This is a genomic window from Micromonospora sp. NPDC049203, from assembly GCF_043197215.1.
Classification (GTDB): domain Bacteria; phylum Actinomycetota; class Actinomycetes; order Mycobacteriales; family Micromonosporaceae; genus Micromonospora.
In genome coordinates this window covers 216,309-237,677 of the sequence record NZ_JBICSV010000008.1, presented here as the reverse complement: position 1 = coordinate 237,677, position 21,369 = coordinate 216,309, and the positions used below count along the sequence as shown (strand labels likewise).

The 21,369-nt window shown below is 73.7% G+C and carries 22 protein-coding genes; 12 read left to right on the top strand and 10 right to left on the bottom strand.

The features are described 5' to 3' along the window. Positions 1–68: 68 nt before the first annotated feature. Entirely contained in the window at positions 69–1,661 is a 1,593-nt protein-coding gene (locus ACGFIA_RS22360) for an MDR family MFS transporter (RefSeq protein WP_357472347.1), read from the top strand. 66 nt (positions 1,662–1,727) lie between these two features. On the opposite strand, the gene ACGFIA_RS22355 is transcribed toward ACGFIA_RS22360, so the two are convergent. Further along, positions 1,728–3,329, bottom strand: a complete 1,602-nt coding sequence (locus tag ACGFIA_RS22355; protein WP_393261803.1) for a tetratricopeptide repeat protein — start codon at positions 3,327–3,329, stop codon at positions 1,728–1,730. 185 nt (positions 3,330–3,514) lie between these two features. Between ACGFIA_RS22355 and ACGFIA_RS22350 the strand changes: the two genes are divergently transcribed. Further along, the gene (locus ACGFIA_RS22350) at positions 3,515–4,543 is read left to right on the top strand and encodes an SIS domain-containing protein (RefSeq protein ID WP_357383921.1); all 1,029 of its coding nucleotides are present in this window, start codon (positions 3,515–3,517) and stop codon (positions 4,541–4,543) included. A gap of 25 nt (positions 4,544–4,568) precedes the next feature. Further along, complete coding sequence (locus tag ACGFIA_RS22345; RefSeq protein ID WP_393261800.1) at positions 4,569–6,215, top strand: histidine kinase N-terminal domain-containing protein; 1,647 nt, start codon at positions 4,569–4,571, stop codon at positions 6,213–6,215. Here the strand turns inward: ACGFIA_RS22345 and ACGFIA_RS22340 are convergent. Beyond that, positions 6,190–7,848 carry a glycosyltransferase family 39 protein gene (locus ACGFIA_RS22340; protein WP_393261886.1) on the bottom strand — a complete coding sequence of 553 codons (1,659 nt, stop codon included), beginning with the start codon at positions 7,846–7,848 and terminating at the stop codon, positions 6,190–6,192. The genes ACGFIA_RS22345 and ACGFIA_RS22340 overlap by 26 nt on opposite strands. A 600-nt stretch (positions 7,849–8,448) precedes the next feature. Between ACGFIA_RS22340 and ACGFIA_RS22335 the strand changes: the two genes are divergently transcribed. From ACGFIA_RS22335 to ACGFIA_RS22320, 4 genes are read left to right on the top strand one after another with little or no spacing between them, the layout of a single operon-like run. Then, the gene (locus ACGFIA_RS22335) at positions 8,449–10,158 is read left to right on the top strand and encodes a nitrite/sulfite reductase (RefSeq protein ID WP_393261797.1); all 1,710 of its coding nucleotides are present in this window, start codon (positions 8,449–8,451) and stop codon (positions 10,156–10,158) included. Positions 10,159–10,180: 22 nt separating this feature from the next. After that, the gene (locus ACGFIA_RS22330) at positions 10,181–10,339 is read left to right on the top strand and encodes a hypothetical protein (RefSeq protein WP_013288361.1); all 159 of its coding nucleotides are present in this window, start codon (positions 10,181–10,183) and stop codon (positions 10,337–10,339) included. Further along, positions 10,336–11,085, top strand: a complete 750-nt coding sequence (locus ACGFIA_RS22325) for a phosphoadenylyl-sulfate reductase (RefSeq protein ID WP_357383723.1) — start codon at positions 10,336–10,338, stop codon at positions 11,083–11,085. Before ACGFIA_RS22330 ends, ACGFIA_RS22325 begins: the two co-directional genes overlap by 4 nt. Beyond that, positions 11,067–11,816 carry a CbiX/SirB N-terminal domain-containing protein gene (locus ACGFIA_RS22320; RefSeq protein ID WP_357383726.1) on the top strand — a complete coding sequence of 250 codons (750 nt, stop codon included), beginning with the start codon at positions 11,067–11,069 and terminating at the stop codon, positions 11,814–11,816. Before ACGFIA_RS22325 ends, ACGFIA_RS22320 begins: the two co-directional genes overlap by 19 nt. Positions 11,817–11,881: 65 nt before the next feature. On the opposite strand, the gene ACGFIA_RS22315 is transcribed toward ACGFIA_RS22320, so the two are convergent. Further along, the gene (locus ACGFIA_RS22315; RefSeq protein WP_013288358.1) at positions 11,882–12,139 is read right to left on the bottom strand and encodes a WhiB family transcriptional regulator; all 258 of its coding nucleotides are present in this window, start codon (positions 12,137–12,139) and stop codon (positions 11,882–11,884) included. A gap of 446 nt (positions 12,140–12,585) precedes the next feature. Further along, the gene (locus ACGFIA_RS22310; RefSeq protein ID WP_357383728.1) at positions 12,586–13,536 is read right to left on the bottom strand and encodes a diacylglycerol kinase family protein; all 951 of its coding nucleotides are present in this window, start codon (positions 13,534–13,536) and stop codon (positions 12,586–12,588) included. Between the two features lie 43 nt (positions 13,537–13,579). Between ACGFIA_RS22310 and ACGFIA_RS22305 the strand changes: the two genes are divergently transcribed. After that, the gene (locus tag ACGFIA_RS22305) at positions 13,580–13,981 is read left to right on the top strand and encodes a hypothetical protein (protein WP_357383730.1); all 402 of its coding nucleotides are present in this window, start codon (positions 13,580–13,582) and stop codon (positions 13,979–13,981) included. 78 nt (positions 13,982–14,059) lie between these two features. Here the strand turns inward: ACGFIA_RS22305 and ACGFIA_RS22300 are convergent, their stop codons facing one another. From ACGFIA_RS22300 to sodN, 3 genes are read right to left on the bottom strand one after another with little or no spacing between them, the layout of a single operon-like run. Beyond that, on the bottom strand, positions 14,060–14,467 hold the full coding sequence (locus ACGFIA_RS22300; protein ID WP_357383732.1) for an ATP-binding protein: 408 nt from the start codon (positions 14,465–14,467) through the stop codon (positions 14,060–14,062). Positions 14,468–14,499: 32 nt separating this feature from the next. After that, a complete protein-coding gene (locus ACGFIA_RS22295; RefSeq protein ID WP_357383734.1) occupies positions 14,500–15,024 on the bottom strand; it encodes a GNAT family N-acetyltransferase in 525 nt (174 codons plus the stop codon). Beyond that, positions 15,021–15,425 (bottom strand): superoxide dismutase, Ni, encoded by a 405-nt coding sequence (sodN, locus tag ACGFIA_RS22290; RefSeq protein ID WP_128138300.1) that lies wholly within the window; start codon positions 15,423–15,425, stop codon positions 15,021–15,023. Before sodN ends, ACGFIA_RS22295 begins: the two co-directional genes overlap by 4 nt. A gap of 78 nt (positions 15,426–15,503) precedes the next feature. On the opposite strand from sodN, the gene ACGFIA_RS22285 reads away from it, so the two are divergent. The 3 genes from ACGFIA_RS22285 to ACGFIA_RS22275 all read left to right on the top strand — a co-directional run bounded on the left by ACGFIA_RS22285 (position 15,504) and on the right by ACGFIA_RS22275 (position 18,215). After that, positions 15,504–15,842 carry a S24/S26 family peptidase gene (locus ACGFIA_RS22285; protein WP_357383736.1) on the top strand — a complete coding sequence of 113 codons (339 nt, stop codon included), beginning with the start codon at positions 15,504–15,506 and terminating at the stop codon, positions 15,840–15,842. Between the two features lie 158 nt (positions 15,843–16,000). After that, positions 16,001–17,176 (top strand): NADP-dependent malic enzyme, encoded by a 1,176-nt coding sequence (locus tag ACGFIA_RS22280; RefSeq protein WP_357383738.1) that lies wholly within the window; start codon positions 16,001–16,003, stop codon positions 17,174–17,176. 85 nt (positions 17,177–17,261) lie between these two features. Further along, positions 17,262–18,215 carry a zinc-binding dehydrogenase gene (locus ACGFIA_RS22275; protein ID WP_357383740.1) on the top strand — a complete coding sequence of 318 codons (954 nt, stop codon included), beginning with the start codon at positions 17,262–17,264 and terminating at the stop codon, positions 18,213–18,215. Between the two features lie 62 nt (positions 18,216–18,277). On the opposite strand, the gene ACGFIA_RS22270 is transcribed toward ACGFIA_RS22275, so the two are convergent. From ACGFIA_RS22270 to ACGFIA_RS22260, 3 genes are read right to left on the bottom strand one after another with little or no spacing between them, the layout of a single operon-like run. After that, the gene (locus ACGFIA_RS22270; RefSeq protein ID WP_357383742.1) at positions 18,278–19,243 is read right to left on the bottom strand and encodes a chlorophyllase; all 966 of its coding nucleotides are present in this window, start codon (positions 19,241–19,243) and stop codon (positions 18,278–18,280) included. 41 nt (positions 19,244–19,284) lie between these two features. Continuing rightward, positions 19,285–19,932: a nucleotidyltransferase domain-containing protein gene (locus ACGFIA_RS22265; protein WP_393261789.1), complete on the bottom strand. Its 648-nt coding sequence runs from the start codon at positions 19,930–19,932 to the stop codon at positions 19,285–19,287. Continuing rightward, entirely contained in the window at positions 19,929–21,014 is a 1,086-nt protein-coding gene (locus tag ACGFIA_RS22260) for an alpha/beta hydrolase (RefSeq protein WP_357480766.1), read from the bottom strand. The genes ACGFIA_RS22265 and ACGFIA_RS22260 overlap by 4 nt, the downstream gene beginning before the upstream one ends. A gap of 181 nt (positions 21,015–21,195) precedes the next feature. Between ACGFIA_RS22260 and ACGFIA_RS22255 the strand changes: the two genes are divergently transcribed. Continuing rightward, entirely contained in the window at positions 21,196–21,369 is a 174-nt protein-coding gene (locus ACGFIA_RS22255) for a hypothetical protein (protein WP_216929420.1), read from the top strand.

Here is a 21,369-nt window from a genome sequence, read left to right as displayed (position 1 = left end):
TCCGGCTAGTAAGTCAACTAGCCGGGCGGCAAGTAAGTCGATCATCCGATCTTCGGGGGAGCCTACCGATGAGTCAACCAGCCCAGGTGACCACGAGACCCAACGTCCGTATCGTCCTGTTCGGCCTGATGATCGCGATGATGCTCGCGATGCTCGACAACATGATCGTCAGCACCGCGCTGCCGCGGATCGTCTTCGAGTTCGGCGGCGCTGACCACTTCACCTGGGTGGTCACCGCGTACGTGCTGGGCACCACGGTCTCCACACCGATCTGGGGCAAGCTCGGCGACCTCTACGGCCGCAAGACGGTCTTCCTCACCGCGGTCGTCGTGTTCCTGGTCGGCTCCGCCCTCTGCGGCATGTCCGGCTCCGGCGTCTTCGGCGGCACGGAGACCGGCATGACCGAGCTGATCGCGTTCCGTGCCGTGCAGGGCCTCGGCGCGGGCGGCCTGATGGTCGGCGTCATGGCCATCATCGGTGACCTGGTCCCGCCCCGCGAGCGTGGCCGCTACCAGGGCATGATCGCCGGCATCATGGCCATCGCCATGGTCGCCGGCCCGCTCGTCGGCGGCTTCATCACCGACAACCTCTCCTGGCGCTGGGCGTTCTACGTCAACCTGCCGCTGGGCGGCGTGGCGCTGCTGGTCCTCGCCACCACCATGCACCTGCCGAAGTACCGCACCGAACACAAGATCGACTGGCTGGGCGCGGCGCTGCTGTCCGTCGGCATCACCGCCATCGTGCTGGTGACCACGTGGGGCGGCAACGAGTACGACTGGGTCTCGCCGCAGATCCTCGGCCTCGCCGTGCTGGCGCTGCTCGCGCTCGGCGCGTTCGCGCTGGTCGAGCGACGTGTGCCGGAGCCGATCCTGCCGCTGAGCCTGTTCGCCAACCGCAACTTCGCGCTGATCTCGGTGATCGGTTTCCTGCTCGGCTTCGCCATGTTCGGCGCGATGAACTTCCTGCCGCTCTACCAGCAGACCGTCCAGGGGGCCTCGGCCACGAACAGCGGCCTGCTGCTGCTCCCGCTGATGTTCGGCATGCTCGTGGTGTCGCTCGTGGTCGGCCGGACCATCACCAAGACCGGCCGTTACCGCCTCTTCCCGATCGTCGGCGGTGTGGTGATGGCCGCCGGGATGGGCCTGCTCAGCCTGCTGGACGTGGACACGAGCAAGGCGCAGTCCTCGCTCTACATGATCGTGCTCGGTGTCGGCATGGGCTTCCTCATGCAGACCTCGATGCTCATCGCGCAGAACAGCGTGGAACAGAAGGACCTCGGCGCGGCCAGCGGTGCGGCCACCTTCTTCCGGTCCATCGGCGGCTCGTTCGGCGTCTCCCTCTTCGGTGCGATCTTCGCCAACCGCCTTGCCGACTCGGCGGCCGGTCCCGCGTTCTCGGGCTCGGGCGGCGGCGAGGGCGGCGCGATGAATCTGGAGGCGCTCAGGAAGCTCACCGGCCCGGTGCGCGAAGCGGTGCTCGGCGGCCTGTCCGACGCCATCTCGCACGTCTTCTTCTGGGCGGTCCTGTTCACAGTGGCCGTACCCGTGCTCGCCTGGTTCATCAAGGAGGTGCCGCTGCGCGCGACGAACGACGTGCCGCCGGCCGGCGCCACACCTGAGGACGAGGCCGAGGCCGCGCTCGGCCGGGCCCCCGTCGCCTGACGCACGGTCGCGGCCCCGCCGCCCCTCCAGGGGTACGCGGGGCCGCGTCTGCCGCTCCGCGCGTGGTCAGCCGCGGCGGAACAGGGCGGCGAGGCGTCGCCAGAGACGCCGCAGCGGTCCGCCCTCGGCGTCGGCGATCAGCCCGTCGGCAGTGGCGCGTGCCGCCGGGTCGAGTGCCGGGGTGGCTCGCGCCAGGTACGCCAGCGACACCGCCACCGGGCTACGCCGGGCGGACCCGGCCGCCACCTCGGCGATCCGACCGGCCACCAGCGCGGCCACGTCGGTGCGCGTGTCCGGGTGCATCCAGGCGGCGGTGACCAGGGCGAACAGTGCCGCCTCGGCGGCCGGGCCGAGATCGCCGGCGGCCAGTTCCCGCAGCACCCGGCGGCGGGTGGACCGCTCCCACTGCTCGTCGGTGCGGTGGTGCAGCAGGCCGAGGCAGGCCCAGACCTGCGCGCAGCGCGTCCACAGTGCCGGGTCCTGCCCGCCGAGCACCCGGCCCAGCGCGGTCGCCGGCGCCTCCGGCGGGTGTGCCAGCAGGGCGAGCAGGTCGGCGAGGTCCAGCGTGGCCAGCCCGACGGCGGCGTCGTACGCGGCGGGTGGGTGCGGCCAGGCCGGGTGCGCGAGCTGCTGGAGCCGCCGTACCGCCTCGGCCGAGGGAGCGGGACCGTCAGGGGCCGGGGCGTCGTCGCCGGCCGGGGTCACCTGCCCGAGCCAGGGGCGGCCCCGGCAGCACTCGGCCAGGTCACCGTGCTCGTGCGTGTCGTCCGGGTGGTCGCGGACGAAGTCGGCGAGCGCCACCAGGTGGTCCACGTTCCCGTCGCGCAGGTAGCGCAGCCGGTGCGCGGTGTGCACCGCGCAGTCGAAGGACGGATCCTTCGCCAGCGCCCGGTCGACCCAGCCCAGTGCCGCGTCGAGCCGGCCGTGGTCGGCCAGCGTGCCGGCGATGTCCGCGTAGACAGCGAGGTCGTCCGGGTCGAGCGCGACAGCGCGTTCCAGTGCGGCGAGCGCCTCGCCGGTCCGGCCGGCGCTGCGGTACGCGTACCCGAGCCACACCTCGCCGAGTTTGGTGGGCTGTGCGCGTACCCCCCGGGTGGCCCAGGTGACGGCGAGGGTGACCTCGCCGAGGCGCCGGGCCAGCGCGGACGCCGCGCCGAGCAGCAGCGGATGGGCCGGATGGACGGTGATCGCGTTGCGGGCCAGCGTGAGGTACGGCTCCAGCGGCTCGCGCAGCCGGCGCGGCGCGGGGTCGGGCGCCGCCGCGCAGACCTGCATGAGGATCCGGGCGGTGCGCTCGGGATCGAGGCGTTCCGGCAGGTCGGCGGCGGTAACCCAGGGCACGGCGGCCCACGGGGCGGCGGGCGCGTAGCCGGTGGCGGCGGCGAGCAGGTCGAGCCCTTCGGCGGGGCGGCCGGCGGCGGCGAGCAGGTGCGCGCGGGCCACCACGGCGCCGACGAACGCCTGCTGACCGAGCGGGAAGAGGTCGAGGTCGCCGCCGCTGGCCGCGTTCAGCCGGGCGAGCGTCTCGTGCGCCTCGGGCAGCGTGGGGGAGCGGACCAGCGCGGCGGCCACGTGGTCGGCGGCGTGCCGCAGGTCGCCCTCGTCCAGCGCCAGCCGGGCCAGCGCGAGTTCCTCCTCCGCCGAGAGCGCGGCGTCGTCGTCGGGCACGTCGTCCTCTCGCGGGTCGGGTCGGTCAGCCGGGCAAGCCTAGGGGATCTTCCGCCGATTTAGTGATCCACTGCGCACTAGTGCTCGTTGCGTTGATTGATCCTGTCAAAACGTGCAAGACTGAGCATCGAACGCGCGGGAAACGCGCAGAAGGAGGTTCTGGAGTGACGCGAGCAGGGGCCGGTATGGCCGCCGACATCGACGAGCAGCCGGCCGGTTACGAGCGTCTGCTCTCCACCGAACACGCGGCAGCCATCGCCGAGGTGGCGGCCGTCGTCGCCGAACGCCGCCCCCGGCACGTGGTCTTCACCGCCCGGGGCACCTCCGACCACGCCGCGCTCTACGCGGCCTACCTGACCGAGATCCGCCTCGGACTGCCCGCCGGACTGGCCTCACCGAGCGCGATCACCGTCTTCGGTGCCCGGCCCGACCTCTCCGACGCGCTCGTCGTCGGCGTCAGCCAGAGCGGCGGCTCGCCCGACCTCGCCGAGGTGCTGCGGGTCGCCCGCGCCTCCGGCGCGCTCACCCTCGCCGTCACCAACAACCCCGGCTCGCCGCTGGTGGAGACCGCCGAGCTGAGCGTGGACATCGCCGCCGGCCACGAACGCGCGGTCGCCGCCACCAAGACGTACACCGCCGAGCTGCTCGCGCTGCTCATGCTGATCGAGGGCGTACGCGCCGGCGACGGCGTGCTGCCCGCCGAGGAACGCGCCGCCCTGAGCCGCCTGCCCGGGCTGGCCGCGCAGACGCTCGCCGACGACACCCCGGCCCGGCTCGCCCCGCGCTACCGGTTCGCCGCCCAGCTCGTCACCACCGGCCGGGGCTACGCGTACCCGACCGCCCGGGAGGCGGCGCTGAAGCTGATGGAGACCTCGTACCTCCCGGCGCTCGCCTTCTCCGGCGCCGACCTGCTGCACGGCCCGCTCGCCATGACCGACCCGGACGTCCCGGTGCTCGCCGTGGTCGGCTCCGGCCCCGGCGGCACGTCGATGCGCGAGGTGCTGCCCCGGCTCGGCGAGCGCCGCGCCGACGTGGTGGTGGTCGGCTCCGCCGACGTCGGCGAGACCCGGATGGCCGTGCCCGAGGTCGACGAGCGGTACGCGCCGCTGCTCGACATCCTGCCGCTGCAACGGCTCGCGCTGTCCCTGGCGCTGGCCCGGGGCGAGGACCCGGACGCGCCGCGCGGCTTGAAGAAGGTCACGGCGACGATGTGACGTCCGGCGTGGCACGCTGTGTGGCGTGTCCACCCTCCGTGATCTCGCCGAGGAGCACACCGCGCTCCGTCCGGCCGACATCGACCACCTGCACCGGATCGCCGGCGACTGGCAGCTGCTGTCCGACCTCTCCTTCGCCGACCTGCTGCTCTGGGTGCCGGTGGACGGTGACGGCACGTTCCTCTGCGTGGCCCAGGTCCGTCCCACCACCGCGCCGACCGCCTACCTGGACGACCAGGTCGGGCGCATCGTCGGCGGGGCCGAGGTGGCCCACCTGGAGGTGGCCCACCGGCAGGGACGGATCTGGCGCGAGGGCGACCCGGTCTGGTACGGCGACGTCCCGGCCCGCCACGAGGCGATCCCGGTCCGGCTGCGCACCGGCGACGGTGAAGCCGGCGAGGTGATCGCCGTGGTGGGCCGGGACACCAACCTGTCCACCGCCCGCACGCCCAGCCAGCTCGAACTGAACTACCTCACCACCGCCGACGACCTCGCCCAGATGATCGCCGACGGCACGTTCCCGCCGCCCCGGCACCCGGGCGAGACCACCTCGGCGCCCCGGGTCGGCGACGGCCTGGTGCGGCTCGACGCCAACGGCAAGGTCACCTACGCGAGCCCGAACGCGCAGTCCGCGTACCGCCGCCTCGGCTACGCCTCCCACCTCGTCGGGGAGGACCTGGCCAAGCTGCACCGCCGGCTCGCGGGCGACCCCCTGGAAGGCACCGACGCGGGCAACGCCGTACTCGCCGCGCTGCGCGGTGAGGCGCCACCCCGCCGGGAGATCGACGCCCGCGGCGCCACCATGCTCACCCGCGCGCTGCCGCTGATGCCCGCCGGAGTGCCGATCGGCGCGCTGGTGCTGGTCCGCGACATCACCGAGGTACGCCGCCGCGACCGCGCCCTGATCACCAAGGACGCCACCATCCGGGAGATCCACCACCGGGTGAAGAACAACCTCCAGACCGTCGCCGCGCTGCTGCGCCTCCAGGCCCGGCGGGTCGCCATGCCCGAGGCGCGGGTGGCGCTCGAAGAATCGGTACGCCGGGTCGCCTCGATCGCGCTGGTGCACGAGACGCTCTCCATGTCCAGCGACGAGGCGGTCGAGTTCGACGGCATCGTGGACCGGGTCGCGAGCGCCGCCACCGAGGTCGCCGCCACCGAGGTGAGCGTCGGCATGCGCCGTCGCGGCACCTTCGGCGTCCTGCCCGCCGAGATCGCCACCTCGCTGGTGATGGTGCTCAACGAGTTGCTGCTCAACGCCGTCGAGCACGGCTTCCCGCCGGCCGACGAGGAGGCCGGTGCCCCGTCGCCCGCGGACGCGGCCCGGCCCGAGGCCGTGGTCTCCGCGCCCCGGCCCGAGGCCGTGGTCTCCCCGCCCCGGCCCGAGGTGGTGGTCTCCGCGCCCCGGCCCGAGGTGGTGGTCTCCGCGCACCGGGCCCGCAAGCAACTGCACGTCACTGTCACCGACAACGGCCGGGGACTGCCCGAGCAGTTCGACGCCGAACGCGGCGGCAACCTGGGCCTCCAGATCGTCCGGGCGCTCGTCACCGGCGAGCTGCGCGGCACCATCACGTTGCGCAACGGCGCCGACGGCGGCACCGAGGCGGCAATCGTCGTACCGCTGGCCCGCGGCACCACCGACCGTCTCACCGGACGAGCAGGGCCACCGTGATTCCCGGGCGCTGCCACACCTGCCGCACGGTGTAGCCCGCGCGCAGCTCGTCGCCCTTCGCACCCGGCACCGCCGCCAGCGGGTCCGCGCGCCGGCCGGTGACCACCAGCCAGACCCGGTCCGTCCCGGCCAGGCAGCGCGCCGGGTCGTCGCACTCCACGGCCCAGAGACTCGCGTCCCGGCGCTGGTCGCGGACCACGAGCACGTCGCGCGGCAACCTCGGCCCCAGGTGGTACGCCATGCCCAGATCCGGGAACAGCCAGCCGTCGCGGGACGCGTAGACGATCGCGTCGCCCGGCCGCTGCTCGGCGCGGATGACCCCGGCGGCGCCCGCGTAGTCGACAGGTGCGCTGCGCGGCCACTCGTGGGTGCGGCGCAGGGCCGCCTGATCCGGCAGCCCGAGCAGCCCGGCCAGGACCACCACTGCCAGTCCGGCCGCGATCCGCCCTCCGGGCGGCGTCCGTCCCCGCTCTGCTGCCGTGGGTGTCGCCGTGCGTTCCGTTTCCATGGGTGTCGCCGCGCGCTCCGTTTCCGTGGGCGTTGCCGCGCGTTCCGTCTCGGCGGGCGTCGCCGTGTGTTCTGTTTCGGCGGGCGTCGCCGTCCCCGGCGTCGCCGTCGGTGCGGGAGCGGCCCGAGCGGCGGCCAGCGCGGTGCCGGCCAGCACGCAGGCGAACGGCACCGTGAACACCAGATACCGGGTCACCCACAGCGGCACCACCGTCCCGACGGCGAAGACCAGCAGCACCGGCAACAGCACGGCGGCGGCCGGCAGCAGCGCCCGGCGGCCCATCCTGGCCGAGCCGAGCGCCGCGAGCGCGAGCACGAACCCGCCGACGACGCCGCTCTGCGCCAGCGCGCCGGGCAACGCCGCCAGGTCGGGCAGGCGAGCCGGATCGACCCAGTCGAGTTGCCGTCCACGCTGTCCTCCGGCGACGAGAGCCAGCGGGGTGACCAGCAGGACGGCCGGCAGCAGCGCCACCAGCCACCAGGCGAGCACCATCGGCTTCCGCCGTGTGCCGTCAGAATCCGTGCGAGCATCGGCCGGGCGTGGCGAGTCGAGGCCCGCGGCGGACGGGCCGCGCGCGGCGACCAGCAGCACCACCAGGGCGTGCGCGGCGAGCAGCGTGAGCGCCAGCAGGTGGAACAGGCCGAGCGCGGCGACCGCTGCCGCGTACCCGGCCCAGCGCCACCGTCCCGGCCGGCGCAGCGCCTCGACCAGCAGCAGTGTGGACAGCACGGCGAGCGGCGTCGCGAGGGCGTACGGGCGGGCCTCCTGCCCGTACCGCGAGGTGACCGGCAGCACCGCGAACAGCAGTCCGGCCAGCAGCCCGGCGCGGCGGCCGACGAGCACCGCGCCGAGGCGGGCGGTGAGCGCGGCGGCCACTGTCATGGCCAGCGCCGACGGCAGCCGCAGTGCCGTCGGCGACGTGCTGGCCAGCGCGGTCCAGCCGTGCGTGAGCAGGTAGTACGGCCCGGTGGCGGCGTCGATGGTGCGGGTCATCCGGAACAGGTCCGGTACCGGCCGGGTCGCCGCGCTCCAGGTGGCCAGCTCGTCCCGCCACGGCTGGGCGTGCCCGATGCCGGCCAGCGTCACCACGAGCGTGAGCAGCCCGGGCACCACCCACACCACCACCGGCCCCGGCCGGCCGGGCGCGAACCTCCTCACCCCCGCAGCCTCACACGCCCAAGCCCCTCCACCCACCCCTCTCCACCGATTCCACCCACCTCCACCCCGTCGATCATGAGGTTGACCGCGCTCACTGTCCCTTTTGTCCCCGCCAACCTCATGATCAACGCGTCGGCGGCGGGCCGGGGAGGGAGGTGGGGGTGTTGACCAAGGAGATTGCGGGGCTCGGATGGCGGGTTGGGGACGTTAACTCCTTCATCACCGGGGCGGGGCGGGGCGGGGCGGGAGAGAGGGCGGGGTGGGGGTGGGTGGTGGGGGTGGCCCGTGATGTGGGATCACAGTGCGGAGCTGTGGTCGTGCGGGGCGTGGTGTGGCAGCATGAGGCACATGACCGCCGCTGTCGTCCGCCGCTTCGTGGCTCGCCGCCACGTCGATTACGGCCGCGTGCGCAGCGCGATCTGTCCGGCCCACTGACGACGCCCGACCTTTCCGTCTCGGGCGCGTACTCGCGCCGGCCGTCATCGACATCGCCGTCCACGGCCCTCTCCAGGGCCGGCCGCCGCGTCCGCGCTCCAGGCACCGCAGCAGACCATGGAGGACGCCGCGATGGCGGTCAGCAGCACCCCGACCCGTCCCGACAGCCCGGCGCCCGCCGCCCGTGCGCCCCGCCGGCCACGCGGCGAGGGGCAGTGGGCGCTCGGGCACCGTGAGCCGCTCAACCCCAACGAGCGGATCAAGAAGGACGACGACCCGCTGAACGTGCGGGACCGGATCGAGAACATCTACGCCCACCGCGGTTTCGCCTCGATCGACCCGCAGGACCTGCGCGGCCGGTTCCGCTGGTGGGGCCTCTACACCCAGCGCAAGGCCGGCATCGACGGCGGGCGGACCGCCGTGCTGGAGCCGCACGAGCTGGAGGACGAGTTCTTCATGCTGCGGGTCCGGGTGGACGGCGGCCAGCTCAACCTGGCCCAGCTCCGGGTGATCGCGGACATCTCCCGCGAGTTCGCCCGGGACACCGCCGACATCACCGACCGGCAGAACATCCAGTACCACTGGATCCGGGTCGAGGACATGCCGGAGATCTGGCGCCGGCTGGAGGCGGTCGGCCTGCAGACCACCGAGGCGTGCGGCGACTGCCCCCGGATCGTGCTCGGCAGCCCGGTCGCCGGTGTGGCCCGGGACGAGGTGCTCGACCCGACCCCGGCGATCGACGAGATCGTCAGCAGGTACGTCGGCGACAAGGCGTTCTCCAACCTGCCCCGCAAGTTCAAGACCTCGATCTCCTGGCTGGTCGACACGCCGTACGAGGCGAACGACATCGCGTTCCTCGGTGTGGAGCACCCGGAGCACGGTCCCGGCTTCGACGTGTGGGTCGGCGGCGGACTCTCCACCAACCCGATGCTCGCCAAGCGGCTCGGCGTCTGGGTGCCGCGCAACGAGGTGCCGGACGTGTGGGCCGGGGTGGTCGGCATCTTCCGCGACTACGGCTACCGCCGTCTGCGTAACCGGGCCCGGCTGAAGTTCCTGGTCGCCGACTGGGGCGTGGAGCGCTTCCGGGAGGTGCTGGAGAAGGAGTACCTGGGCCGCACGCTGCTCGACGGTCCGGCCGCCGACCTGCCGGCCAAGCCGGTGGACCACATCGGCGTGCACGCCCAGCGCGACGGCGCGAACTACGTGGGCGCCGCCCCGGTGGTGGGCCGCGTGTCCGGCACCCAGCTGGCGCAACTCGCCGACGTGGTCGAGGCGCACGGAAGCGGCCGGGTGCGGCTCACGCCGTACCAGAAGCTGCTCGTGCTGGACGTGGCGCCGGAGCGGACCGACTCGCTGGTCACGGCGTTGCGTGGGATCGGCCTGGAGGCCCGGCCGTCGGCGTGGCGGCGCGGCACGATGGCCTGCACCGGCATCGAGTTCTGCAAGCTCGCCATCGTCGAGACCAAGCGGCGCGGCGAGGAACTGGTCGCGCGCCTGGAGGAGCGGCTGCGCGACTTCGACGCGGACATCTCCATCCACCTCAACGGCTGCCCGAACGCCTGCGCCCGCACCCAGGTCGCCGACATCGGGCTCAAGGGCCAGCTCGTGGTCGGCCCGGACGGCCGGCAGGTCGAGGGCTTCCAGGTGCACCTCGGCGGCGGCCTCGGCATGGCGCAGGGGCAGACGGCCGGCTTCGGCCGCAAGCTGCGCGGCCTGAAGACCACCGCCGAGGAGCTTCCGGAGTACGTGGAACGGCTCGCCCGCCGCTACCTGGCCGGCCGGACCGAGGGGGAGACGTTCGCCAACTGGGTGATCAGAGCCGACGAGGAGGAGCTCCGATGAGCGAGCGAAGCGAGGTGGCGCGATGAGCGACGCCCGATCTGCGCCTCTCTACTGCCCGTACTGCGGGGAGGAGGACCTGCGGCCGCACGAGGCCGGGCACGGCGCCTGGGAGTGCCACGCCTGTGCGCGGGTCTTCGCGGTCAAGTTCACCGGCCTGCTGAGCCGGGCGGTGACCCGGTGACCGGCCTCGTCTCCGCCGCCGGCCTCGGCCTGATCGGCCCGGGTGGGCCGGCTCGCCGCGACCCGGAGGAGCTGCGCGCGCTGGCCGAGGAGGCCGGCCGGGAACTGGCGGACGCGCCCGCGCTGGAGATCGCGCGCTGGGCGGTGGAGACGTTCGGTGAGCGGTTCTGCGTGACCAGCTCGATGGCCGACGGCGTGCTGGCGCACCTGGTCTCCCGGGTCGCGCCCGGCGTCGACGTGGTGTTCCTGGACACCGGGCTGCACTTCCCGGAGACGCTGCGGGTCCGCGACGAGGTGGCCCGGCGGATGCCGGTTCGGGTGCGCTCGATCCGGCCCCGGATGACCGTGGGCCAGCAGGACGGCCAGTACGGCCCGCGCCTGTTCAACAGGTCCCCGGACGACTGCTGCCAGCTGCGCAAGGTGGAGCCGCTGGAGCGGGCGCTGTCCGGGTACGACGCCTGGGCCGCCGGGCTGCGCCGGGACGAGTCGCCGACCCGGGCGAACACGCCCGTGGTGGGCTTCGACGCGCGGCGCGGCAAGGTCAAGGTGAACCCGATAGCGGCCTGGACGCAGCGGGAGGTGGACGCCTACGTGGCCCGGTACGACATTCCGGTGAACGAGCTGTTCGCCCGCGGCTACGGCTCGATCGGCTGCTGGCCGTGCACGCGGCGGACCAGGGCGGGGGAGGACGCGCGCGCCGGGCGCTGGGCGATGTTCGAGAAGACCGAGTGCGGCCTGCACACCTGAGCGCCGGGCCGCCGGTGGTGCTGGTGGCCCACGGCAGCCGTGACCCGCGCGCGGCCGAGGCGACCCGGGCGCTGGCGCTCGCCGTGGCGGCCACCTGGCCGGGGCGTCCGGTGCTGCCGAGCTGGCTCGACCACACCGATCCCGGGCCGGCCGAGGTGCTGCGCGGGCTGTCCGCCGCCGGTCACTCCCGGGCGGTCCTGGTGCCGCTGCTGCTGACCGCCGCGTACCACCGGAAGGTGGACATCCCGGCGGCGGTCGCGGCGGCCGGCGCGGACATCGAGGTACGGGTGACCGACGTGCTGGGGCCGACCGGCGGCGGGGTGGACGGCGGGTTGCTGGACGGGCTGCGCCGCCGCCTGGCGGAGGCGACCGGCGACGGTCCGAGTGGGCTGGACGCGGTGGTGCTGGCGGCGGCCGGTACCCGGGATCCGGCGGCGCGAGCCTCGGTGGGCCGGGTCGCCGCGGCGTTCGGCGCCGGGCTGGGTGTGCCCTGCCGCGTCTCGTACGCCTCGGCGGCGCCCCCGGAGGTCGGCGGCGCGGTGGCGCGCCTGCGCGCGGCGGGCGCCCGCCGGGTCGCGGTGGCCGCCTACTTCCTGGCCCCGGGCCGGTTCCACGACGGGGTACGCGCGGCGGCCCGGTCGGCCGGCGCGGTGGCGGTGGCCGACCCGCTGACCGACCTGCCGGAGCTGGCCGACCTGGTCCGGCGGCGGGTGGAGGCGGTGACCCGCTGAACCCGGTCCGGGACAGCAGAACGCCCCGGCCGGGAATCCCGGCCGGGGCGTTCAGCGTGTACGGGTCAGGCGGAGTGAGCGCGCAGCACACGGAGGCCGCCGCGGCGCTTCACCGCGCGACGCTCCTCCTCGCTCATCCCGCCCCAGACACCGGCGTCCTGACCGGACTCCAGCGCCCACTGCAGGCACTGGTCGGTCACGGGGCAGCGCCGGCAGACGGCCTTCGCCTGTTCCACCTGAAGGAGGGCCGGGCCGGACGTCCCGATCGGGAAGAACAGCTCCGGGTCCTCGTCGCGGCAGACCGAATCGTGGCGCCAGTCCATGGCGGCAACACTCCTCATTCTTAGTGGGTGGCCAGATAACGCTTCGTTGCTATTCCTATATGCGTCCGCAATGCCGAATGGTGACGGTCAGCATCCATCAATTCGGCGCTGCGTGAGCAGGCTGTGGGCTCGTGAACCTGCTGGAACAGCTCAACCGAACGAGCATATCCAGGCAATGTCCCGGCAACACGAGTTCGCTTGTGAATACTTTCACGAACTACAGCGATGTCAAGGGTGACGCTCGGAAAAACTCCGAACAGTGAGCGGGCTCACCACCCATTTGTCCGGGTTTGCCAGTGCCCTGGTTACCCGGCGTGCCACAGTCGATAATCAATGTAGTACGGTCCGCGTGACGTTGCTGACATTTCCGGCACCCTTCCTCGGCGTGGCGGCCACCGCACCCGCGCGGCGGGGGGTCCGCGTCAACCGACTCAGATACCCGAGACCTAGCAGATTACTCTCAGTGCGGCCGGAACGGACGTGAACCGGACTTTCTCCCGCTCGCCGAGGTAGTCCCCGTCCAGTTGGAACGGCAGCGGACGGTCCGAGACGAGCGTGAACTCGGCCACGTCGTGCAGCCGCAGCACCTGCTTGCCGTGCGGATCCGGTCGCTTCGAGAAGAACTGCGCCGCCGTACGGGCCGTGCTGGCCACCCGCAGCCGCCGCAACGCGAGCACGTCGAGCCCGAGGTCGAAGGACGCCTCCGGGTTCGGATTGATCTCCCGGTCGCCCAGGTACGTCCACGGCGCGGTGTTCTGGATGATCGTGGTGGCCAGCTCCGTCGCGGGCGGCTCACCCGGACGCTCCAGTCTGATCGACGGGTGGCGGCGGTCCGAGCCGACGAAGTACTGACTCGCGGTGGAGCGGAAGTAGAGCGCCGGCGTGGAGACGCGCCCCTTCTTGCGGGCCTGTTCCACCCGGCGGATGACCGCCGCGTCCAGCCCGAAGCCGGCGCAGAACGTGAAGTAGCGGTCGTCGGCCCGCCCCAGCCCGATCGTGCGGGACCGGCCGAGCCGCAGCCCTTCCAGGATCATGCTGGTGCCGTCGGGCCACTCCCGGGGCAGCCCGAGCGCGCGGGCGAAGACGTTCGTCGAACCGCCCGGCACGGTGGCCAGCGCGGGCAGCCGCTCGGCCGAGGTCTGCCCGGTACGGAACGTCGGCGGCTCCGCCGCCATCAGACCGTTCACCACCTCGTTGACGGTGCCGTCACCGCCGAGCGTGACGACCAGGTCGACGCCCTCCTGGGCGGCCTCCCGGGCCAGATCCATGGCGTGGCCCCGTCGGCGGGTGTAACGCACCGACAGGTCGACTTCACTGCGCAACGCCCGGACCAGCACGTCCCGGCTGCGCTCGCTGGTGGTGGTGGCCTTCGGATTGACCACCAGGACGGCCCGCATGGGCGGCACAATACCGCGCCTACCCACCGGTATCGTGGCGGCCGTGACGATCGACTCCGACCCGCTCCCCGGCACGCTGCGCGCGGCGGTGCTCCTGCTACGTGCCCAGGCGGTGGCGCTGGGGCTGATCGCGGTGTGGCTCATCTGGTCCGACCTCACCGCCGACACCACGGATCTGACCTCGGCGCTGCTGGTGACCGTCTTCGCCGCCGGCGGCGCGGTGGCGCTCTGGGCGCTCGGCGGCGCGCTGTCCCGCCGCCGGGCCGGGGCCCGCGCACCGGCCATCGTGCTCCAGCTCATGCTGCTGCCGGTCGGCTGGTTCATGATCGAGGGCGGCATGGGCTGGCTCGGGGTGCCGCTGATCGCGCTCGGGATCGGCATGGTCGGGCTGCTGGTGAGCGGTCCGACCAACCGCGCGCTGGGCTTCGGCGAGCCGGCCCGCTGAACGCGACCCACCCCGGTCCGGCCTCCGCCGGCCGGTGTGGGCCGGACCGAGCCGGCCGGTGGCCGCCGGCCGAGCCGGTCAGTAGCCGCCGGCGCGGCGGGTCAGCAGCGAGATGGTGGCCCGGCCGGCTGATGCGTGGGCGTTCGCCCCGGTGGTCAGTGCCGTCAGCACCTTCCAGGCGAAGGACGACTCGGACGGGAGCGTGGCGCCCCGGACCGTCGGCACCGTCACCTCGACGGTGAGCGCGTCCTCGGTGACCGCGAACCGGCACTCCAGCTCGGCGTCGCGGGTGGCGATCGCGAGCAGCATGGCGCACGCCTCGTCGACGGCGATGCGCAGATCCTCGATCTCGTCGAGGGCGAACTGGAGCCGGGCCGCGAGGCCGGCCGTGGCGGTGCGGAGCACGCCGAGGTAACCACCGTCGGCGGGCACGGTGAGATGGACGACGTCGTCGTCGGTCGCCGGGTGCCCGGTCAGTTGAGTCACGGCTCCTCCCCCCGGTGCGGGACTCTACCCGGTCAGCGGACGGGCCGCGTGGGCACGGCCGTCGCGTGCGTGGCGAGCTCGCGCAACGCCGGCCCGGCCAGGCGGTACGGGGTCCACTCGTCCATCGGCGTGGCGCCGATCGCGGCGTAGAAACGGGCCGCCGGGTTCCAGTGGATCATCCACCACTCCAGCCGCTGGTAGCCGCGCTCGACGCAGATCGCGGCGAGCGTGGCGAGCAGCATCCGGCCCGCGCCGGTGCCCCGGGCGTCCGGGCGGACGTAGAGGTCCTCCAGGTAGATGCCGTGCACGCCGGCCCAGGTGGAGAAGTTGAGGAACCAGAGCGCGAAACCGACCGGCCGGCCCGACGCGTCGACGGCGACGTGGCCGTACAGCGCCGGGGCGGGGCCGAACAGGGCCGCGTCGAGCTGCGCCGTGGTGAGGTGGCACTGCTCCGGGGCGCGCTCGTACTCGGCGAGTTCGTGCACCATGGCGACGACGGCCGGTACGTCCTCGGGACGTACCGGCCGGATCGTCGGAGTGCCGTCGGGCGACGTCACGCCTGCTTGGTCTCCCAGAAGATCTTCGAGATCTCGTCGATCTTCGCCAGCAGCTCGTCGGCCTTGGCCGGGTCGGTGGCGCCCTTGGCGCCGGCCGCGCCGGCCAGCTTGGTGGCCTCGTTGAACAGCTGGTGCAGGTGGGGGTACTTCTCGAAGTGCGGTGCCTTGAAGTAGTCGGTCCAGAGCACCCACAGGTGGTGCTTGACCAGCTCCGCCCGCTGCTCCTTGATCAGGATGGCGCGGGTGCGGAACTCCGGGTCGGTGTTGGCCTGGTACTTCTCGCAGATCATTTTGACCGACTCGGCCTCGATCCGGGCCTGGGCCGGGTCGTATACGCCGCAGGGCAGGTCGCAGTGAGCGCTGGCCGTCACCCGGGGCGTGAGGATGCGGGGAAGGCGCATCAGGGTCCTCCATGGGTTGTTTGCGATGATCCAAGACGACATTACTCCTGGAGACGCCCTCAGGGGCCGGGAGGTGACGTGACGAGCACCGACGGGCATCCGGCGCTGCGCGGCCCGCTGGTTCCGGTGCTGGTGACCGGCCCCTCCATGGCCCCCACGCTGCGTCACGGCGACGCGGTGCTGGTCCGCACCGGCGGCCGGCCGGTACGCCCCGGCGACGTGGTGGTGGCGGTGTTCCGCAGCCGCCCCGACCTGCTCGTCGTCAAGCGGGCGGTGGAACCGCGCGACGGCGGGTGGTGGTTGCGCGGCGACAACGAGTTCGTCACCGACGACTCCCGGGCGTACGGGGTGGCCGACGTCCGGGGCCGGGTGGTGGCCCGCTGGTGGCCACGTCCGGGACGGGTCAGAGGACGGTAACGACCGAAGCGGATATGACCCCGCTCACATACTGGGCGCGGGTGCGTGACTATGCTCGAAAAGTGCCCGGGTGACCCCCGCACCGCCGCGCCGCCGGTCGCTGACCAGCGCTGACCACTGCCGGCCGGTCCGTCTGCTCGACAGATCCTGGAGTCACCATGTCTTCGTCCACCCCGGACCCCGCCGATCCCGTCTTCCGCCTGCACGTCGGCGGCAAGATGGCGGTCGCCTCCACCGTGCCGCTGACCAGCCGCGAGGACCTCTCCCTCGCGTACACCCCGGGTGTCGCCCGGGTGTGTGAGGCGATCGCCGCCGACCCCGCGCTCGTCGACACCTACACCTGGGTGTCGCACACCGTCGCCGTGGTCACCGACGGCTCCGCCGTACTCGGTCTGGGCAACATTGGCCCGCGCGCCGCGCTGCCCGTGATGGAGGGCAAGGCGGTGCTGTTCAAGCAGTTCGGCGGCGTGGACGCGGTGCCGGTCTGCCTGGACACCCAGGACGTGGACGAGATCGTGGCCACCGTCAGGGCGCTCGCGCCGTCGTTCGGCGGCATCAACCTGGAGGACATCAGCGCCCCGCGCTGCTTCGAGGTGGAGCGCCGGCTCGACGAGGCGCTGGACATCCCGGTCTTCCACGACGACCAGCACGGCACCGCGATCGTGGTGCTCGCCGCGCTGCGCAACGCCGCGACGCTGCTCAACCGCAAGCTCGGCGACCTGCGGGTGGCGGTCAGCGGCGCGGGCGCGGCCGGGGTGGCGGTCACCAAGATGCTGATCGCCGGCGGCGTCGACCCGGAGCGGGTGGTGGTGTGCGACTCGCGCGGCATCATCGGCCGGCACCGCGAGCTGACCGGCACCAAGGCCGAGCTGGCCGAACTCACCAACGCCGAGGGCCGGCAGGGCGACATCACCGAGGCGCTGCGCGACGCGGACGTGCTCGTGGGCGTCTCCGGCGGCCAGATCCCGGAGGCGGCGGTGGCCGGCATGGCCCCCGGCGGCATCGTGTTCGCGCTGGCGAATCCCACCCCCGAGGTGCACCCCGAGGTGGCCGCCCGGCACGTGGCGGTGGTCGCCACCGGGCGCAGCGACTACCCGAACCAGATCAACAACGTGCTCGCGTTCCCCGGCGTGTTCCGGGGCGCGCTGGACGCCGGGGCGACCCGGATCACCGACTCGATGAAGGTGGCCGCCGCCGACGCCATCGCCGGCGTGGTGGCCGAGTCGCTGACCGCCGACGCGATCGTGCCCTCGCCGCTGGACCCGCGAGTCGCCCCGGCGGTCGCCGAGGCGGTCGCCGAGGCCGCCCGCCGCGACGGCGTCGCCCGCCGCTGAGATGTAAGGAAGGGGCCCTTCCTAACGCCACCGGTAGAGGAAGGGCCCCTTCTTAACTGCTGCTCAGCTTGTTACCGTGCCGATCATGCGTGCTGCCTTCGCCTCGGCCTTCGACACCGACAACCCGCTCGCCGCGCTCGCCGTCGGCGACCGTCCCGAGCCGACCCACCCGCAGGACGACTGGGTCACCGTGCGGGTCCGGGCCAGCTCGCTCAACCACCACGACCTCTGGTCGCTGCGCGGCGTGGGCCTGACCGCCGACCAGCTCCCAATGATCCTCGGCTGCGACGCGGTCGGCACCGACCCGGACGGCAACGAGGTGGTCATCTACCCGGTGGTGCCCACCCCCGGCGACCCGCGCGGGGTCTCCATCCTCTCCGAGCACTACCAGGGCACGTTCGCCGAGCTCGTCGCCGTACCCCGGATGAACCTGCTGCCGCTGCCCGACGGCCTGTCGGCGACCGACGCGGCGTGCCTGCCCACGGCCTGGCTCACCGCCTGGCGGATGCTGACCACGAAGGGCCGGGTCGCCGACGGCGAGTCGGTGCTGGTCCAGGGCGCCGGCGGTGGCGTGGCCACCGCGGCTGTCGCGCTCGGCGTCGCGCTCGGCAAGCGGGTGTACGCGACCAGCCGCGACGCCGCCAAGCGGGAGCGGATCACCGAGCTGGGCGCGACCGCGCTGGAGCCCGGCGCGCGGCTGCCGGAACGGGTCGACGTGGTGATCGAGACGGTCGGCGCGGCCACCTTCGACCACTCGCTGAAGTCGGCGGCCCCGATGGCCCGGATCGTCGTCTCCGGCGCCACCGCCGGGCACGAGCCGAAGGTCAACCTCCGCCGGGTCTTCGCCATGCAGCTGGAGATCCTCGGCACCTCGATGGGCACGCCGGGCGAGCTGACCGAGCTGCTCGCGTTCTGCGCCGAGCACGAGGTGCGCCCGGTGGTCGACCGGGTGGTGCCGTTCAGCGAGATCTCCGAGGCGTTCGCCCGGCTGCACTCCGGTGAGGTCTTCGGCAAGGTGGTAGTCGACCACACCGCCTGAGCCGTGTGGCGCGTTGACAAGGGGCCCTTTCTCTACCGGAGACGTTAAGAAGGGGCCCTTCCTTACAGGCGGTCGTCGAGGGTGGCCAGGCCGCCCCGGGAGGCGTCGGCGGGCAGGCGCTTCTTCGCCGCCGGGTCGCCGTACAGCGTCCAGCGGAGGAACTCGACAGAGGTGTCGGCTACCACGCCGAGCGCCTTGCCGTCGCCGAGCAGTGCCCGGCCGTGGTCGCCCCGGGGCAGGCTGAGCATCGCCTTCGGCCACGGCACCGCGTCGTACACGGCCTTGCCGGCGGCGTACGACACCACCTCGTCGGCCTCGCCGTGCACGAACAACTGCGGCGCGGCGGCGCCGGCGAAGGCGGTACCCACGCCGAGGGCGGTGCCGGCGAAGACGATGCCCGCGTCCAGCCGCTCGTCCCGGCTCGCGGTGAACAACCCGACAGTGGTCACGCCGCCGGCGCTGTGCCCGGTCGCGGCCACCCGCTCCGGGTCCAGCCGGCCGCGCAGCGGGTCGCCCGCCTTCTCGCCGAGCGCGAGCACCCGGGTCAGCACGTACGACACGTCGGCCGGCTGGTTGAGCACGTCCAGCGGGTTGCCGTCGGTGCCCCGGGAGGTGTGCGGGAAACGTGGCGCGGCGACCACGAAACCGGCCGCCACCCAGCGGGTCAGCAGCGCCTGGTAGTCCTCCGGCCGGGCACCCAGCCCGTGGCTGAACAGCACCACCGGGAACCGCCCCTCCGCCGCCGGGGCGGAACGCTCGACCGCGCCGCCGGCAGCGCCCGCCGCCGGGTACCAGAGCGTCACCGGCAGCGGCCGGTCGCCGTCGCGGTTCAGCTTCACCTGGCGTACGCCGACCGCGAAGCTCTCCGCGGGCGCCTTGCCGGCCGGCACCCGCGGGGCGGCTGTGCTCGTCGTCGGTGGGGCGTCGGGAGCGGGCCGCTCGGCGGGAGCGGTGGGCTGCTCCGAGCAGCCGGTGAGAGCGGCGGAGAGCAGGGCGGCGGTGACGAGGGCGGCGGGACGACGGCGCATGAACTCGATTGTGCCTCGCGATCGGCGGCCACCAGGCCCGGTCAGCGCGCCGGGTGACCACCCGCTGACCCCCGGAGACGAGCCAGGTCGGCGGCGTCCTTGGCCCGGCGGGGGCGCTCCGGCATCCAGACCGGGAACATCTCCTTGAACTCGATCTGGGCGCCGACGCTGATCACCGGTGCGGTGAACGCGCCGATCCGCCCGGGCGGGCCGCTCAGCATCCCGTCGGGCAGGAGGGTGCCGGCCCATGGTCCGGCGCCGACGACGACCCGGCCGTCCGCGTCCCGGTCCAGGTACGCGAAGCTCAGCTCGACGTCGCCGCGCAGCAGGTCGAGCTGCGTCTCGGTGGGCATCCGGGGGTCGGGCCGCCAGCCGAGCGCGCCGAGCCGGTCGGCCAGCGGTGCGGCGTCGCGCCGCCAGCAGTACCAGTCGACGTCGACGTGCGGCCGGGTCACCTCGCCGAGGTGGAAGTCCATCGCCCAGCCGCCGCGCAGCCACACCTCGATCCCGGCGGCATCGGCGACATCGACGACCTCCCGGATCGCCCCCAGTTGCCGTCCCTCCAGCCCGTCCACCCCGCGCACGCTACCCACCCCGCCCACACCTCGCCGCCCCTCGCCGCCCGCCCAGACCCCGTCGATCATGAAGTTGGCGGCGACAAACCGGACAGCGAACGCCGTCAACTTCATGATCGACGGGCCAAGGGGCGGGTGGGCGGGAGGGAGCGGGTCGTGAAGGTGGTGGTGCCGGGCGCTGTCGCGTCGGTGGGGAGGCGGTGCAGGGCCTCGCGGTCGGCGTAGAGCGTCCATCGCAGGAAGTCGGTGGTGGTGGCGAGCACCTGGGTGAACCCGGTTCGGCCCGGCGTCAGGTACTCGCCGTGGCCCTGACCGGTCAGGGTCAGGAAGGCGGCCGGGCCGAGGCAGCGGGCGTACGCGGCCCGGCCGATCGACTCCGGCACGATCCGGTCGGCGCTCCCGTGCACGAACAGCATCGGTGCGAGCGGCCGAGAGAGACCGGCAACCATCCGGCCACCGGCGATCACGATTCCGGCCCGCAACGGGGACGGCTGCCCGGAGGCGAACATGCCGAGCGTCGTGTGACCGCCGGCCGAGTGCCCGGCGGCGGCGAACCGGTCCACCGCCATGTGCGCCCCGAGCGGATCGCCGGGGCGGTCACCCAGCCGGACCAGGTGACGGACCAGCCGCCAGGCGTCGGCGGGCTGGTTGCGGACGTCGTCGCGGGTGTAGGCGCGGGCGCGCTGGTTCGTACGCGGATAGGTGGGCGCGACCACCACGAACCCGGCGGCGGCCCAGCGGCTGGTCAGCGCCGCGTGCAGGGCGGGCAGGCTGCGCAGGCCGTGGCTGTAGAGGACCACCGGGAACCGTCCGGCCGCGAACGGCGCGCCCGGCCGGACCTGCGGTCCGCGCTCCGGAACGGGGCTCGCCGGTGTGGCCCGGCCGGATCCGGAGGGGACCGCGACGACCGACTGGCGAGCCGGGAGGGCCACCGCGCGAGGCCCGCCCGGGCCGGTTCCCGTCGGGAGTACGGCTGAGCGCGACGGTGCGGCAGGCGGCGCGGCCGGGTACCAGACGGTGACCGGCAGCGGGCGCCTGCCGTCCGGGTCGAGCGTGAACTGCCGCATCCCGACCGCGTACGGGCGCTCCGGCGCGGGCCCGAGGGCGGCCGGCGCCGGGCCGGACGTGGTCACGGCCGGGCCGCAACCGGCCAGCAGCGCCGTCATCAGCGCGGCGACCAGCCGCTGCCCCCTCACACCTGCACGGTAGGCAGCCGAGCGGGCGGCACGCGCCAGCCGTCCGGACCGGTCGGCGCCGCCACCCGGGCGGCTCCCGCCTCCACCGGGTGGCCGGGTCTGCCCGGTCCCGCCACCCGGATCCGCAGGTGGCGGCCCGGCGGGACGGTCCGCCCGGTTCGGCTTCGCTAGGGTCAGCCGCATGGCTGAGAACTACACCGACCCGAGTGGCAACACCGCGCAGTTCCGCGCATTCGTCGATTCTCCCGAGCCGGCCGCGCCGGCGTCGGCGCCGTCCCGCCTGCCGCTGATCGCCGGCGTCGCAGTCGCCGCCGTGGTGGTCGTCGCCCTGGTCGCCTGGATCGCCCTGGGCTGA

Excerpts from the sequence above, each read along its gene's own strand:
- ACGFIA_RS22360 (WP_357472347.1), top strand. The coding sequence starts at position 69 with ATGAGTCAACCAGCCCAGGTGACCACGAGACCCAACGTCCGTATCGTC.
- ACGFIA_RS22350 (WP_357383921.1), top strand. The coding sequence starts at position 3,515 with ATGGCCGCCGACATCGACGAGCAGCCGGCCGGTTACGAGCGTCTGCTC.
- ACGFIA_RS22335 (WP_393261797.1), top strand. The coding sequence starts at position 8,449 with ATGGCGGTCAGCAGCACCCCGACCCGTCCCGACAGCCCGGCGCCCGCC.
- ACGFIA_RS22330 (WP_013288361.1), top strand. The coding sequence starts at position 10,181 with ATGAGCGACGCCCGATCTGCGCCTCTCTACTGCCCGTACTGCGGGGAG.
- ACGFIA_RS22315 (WP_013288358.1), bottom strand. The coding sequence starts at position 12,139 with ATGGACTGGCGCCACGATTCGGTCTGCCGCGACGAGGACCCGGAGCTG.
- ACGFIA_RS22310 (WP_357383728.1), bottom strand. The coding sequence starts at position 13,536 with ATGCGGGCCGTCCTGGTGGTCAATCCGAAGGCCACCACCACCAGCGAG.
- sodN (WP_128138300.1), bottom strand. The coding sequence starts at position 15,425 with ATGCGCCTTCCCCGCATCCTCACGCCCCGGGTGACGGCCAGCGCTCAC.
- ACGFIA_RS22280 (WP_357383738.1), top strand. The coding sequence starts at position 16,001 with ATGTCTTCGTCCACCCCGGACCCCGCCGATCCCGTCTTCCGCCTGCAC.
- ACGFIA_RS22275 (WP_357383740.1), top strand. The coding sequence starts at position 17,262 with ATGCGTGCTGCCTTCGCCTCGGCCTTCGACACCGACAACCCGCTCGCC.
- ACGFIA_RS22270 (WP_357383742.1), bottom strand. The coding sequence starts at position 19,243 with ATGCGCCGTCGTCCCGCCGCCCTCGTCACCGCCGCCCTGCTCTCCGCC.
- ACGFIA_RS22265 (WP_393261789.1), bottom strand. The coding sequence starts at position 19,932 with ATGAAGTTGACGGCGTTCGCTGTCCGGTTTGTCGCCGCCAACTTCATG.
- ACGFIA_RS22255 (WP_216929420.1), top strand. The coding sequence starts at position 21,196 with ATGGCTGAGAACTACACCGACCCGAGTGGCAACACCGCGCAGTTCCGC.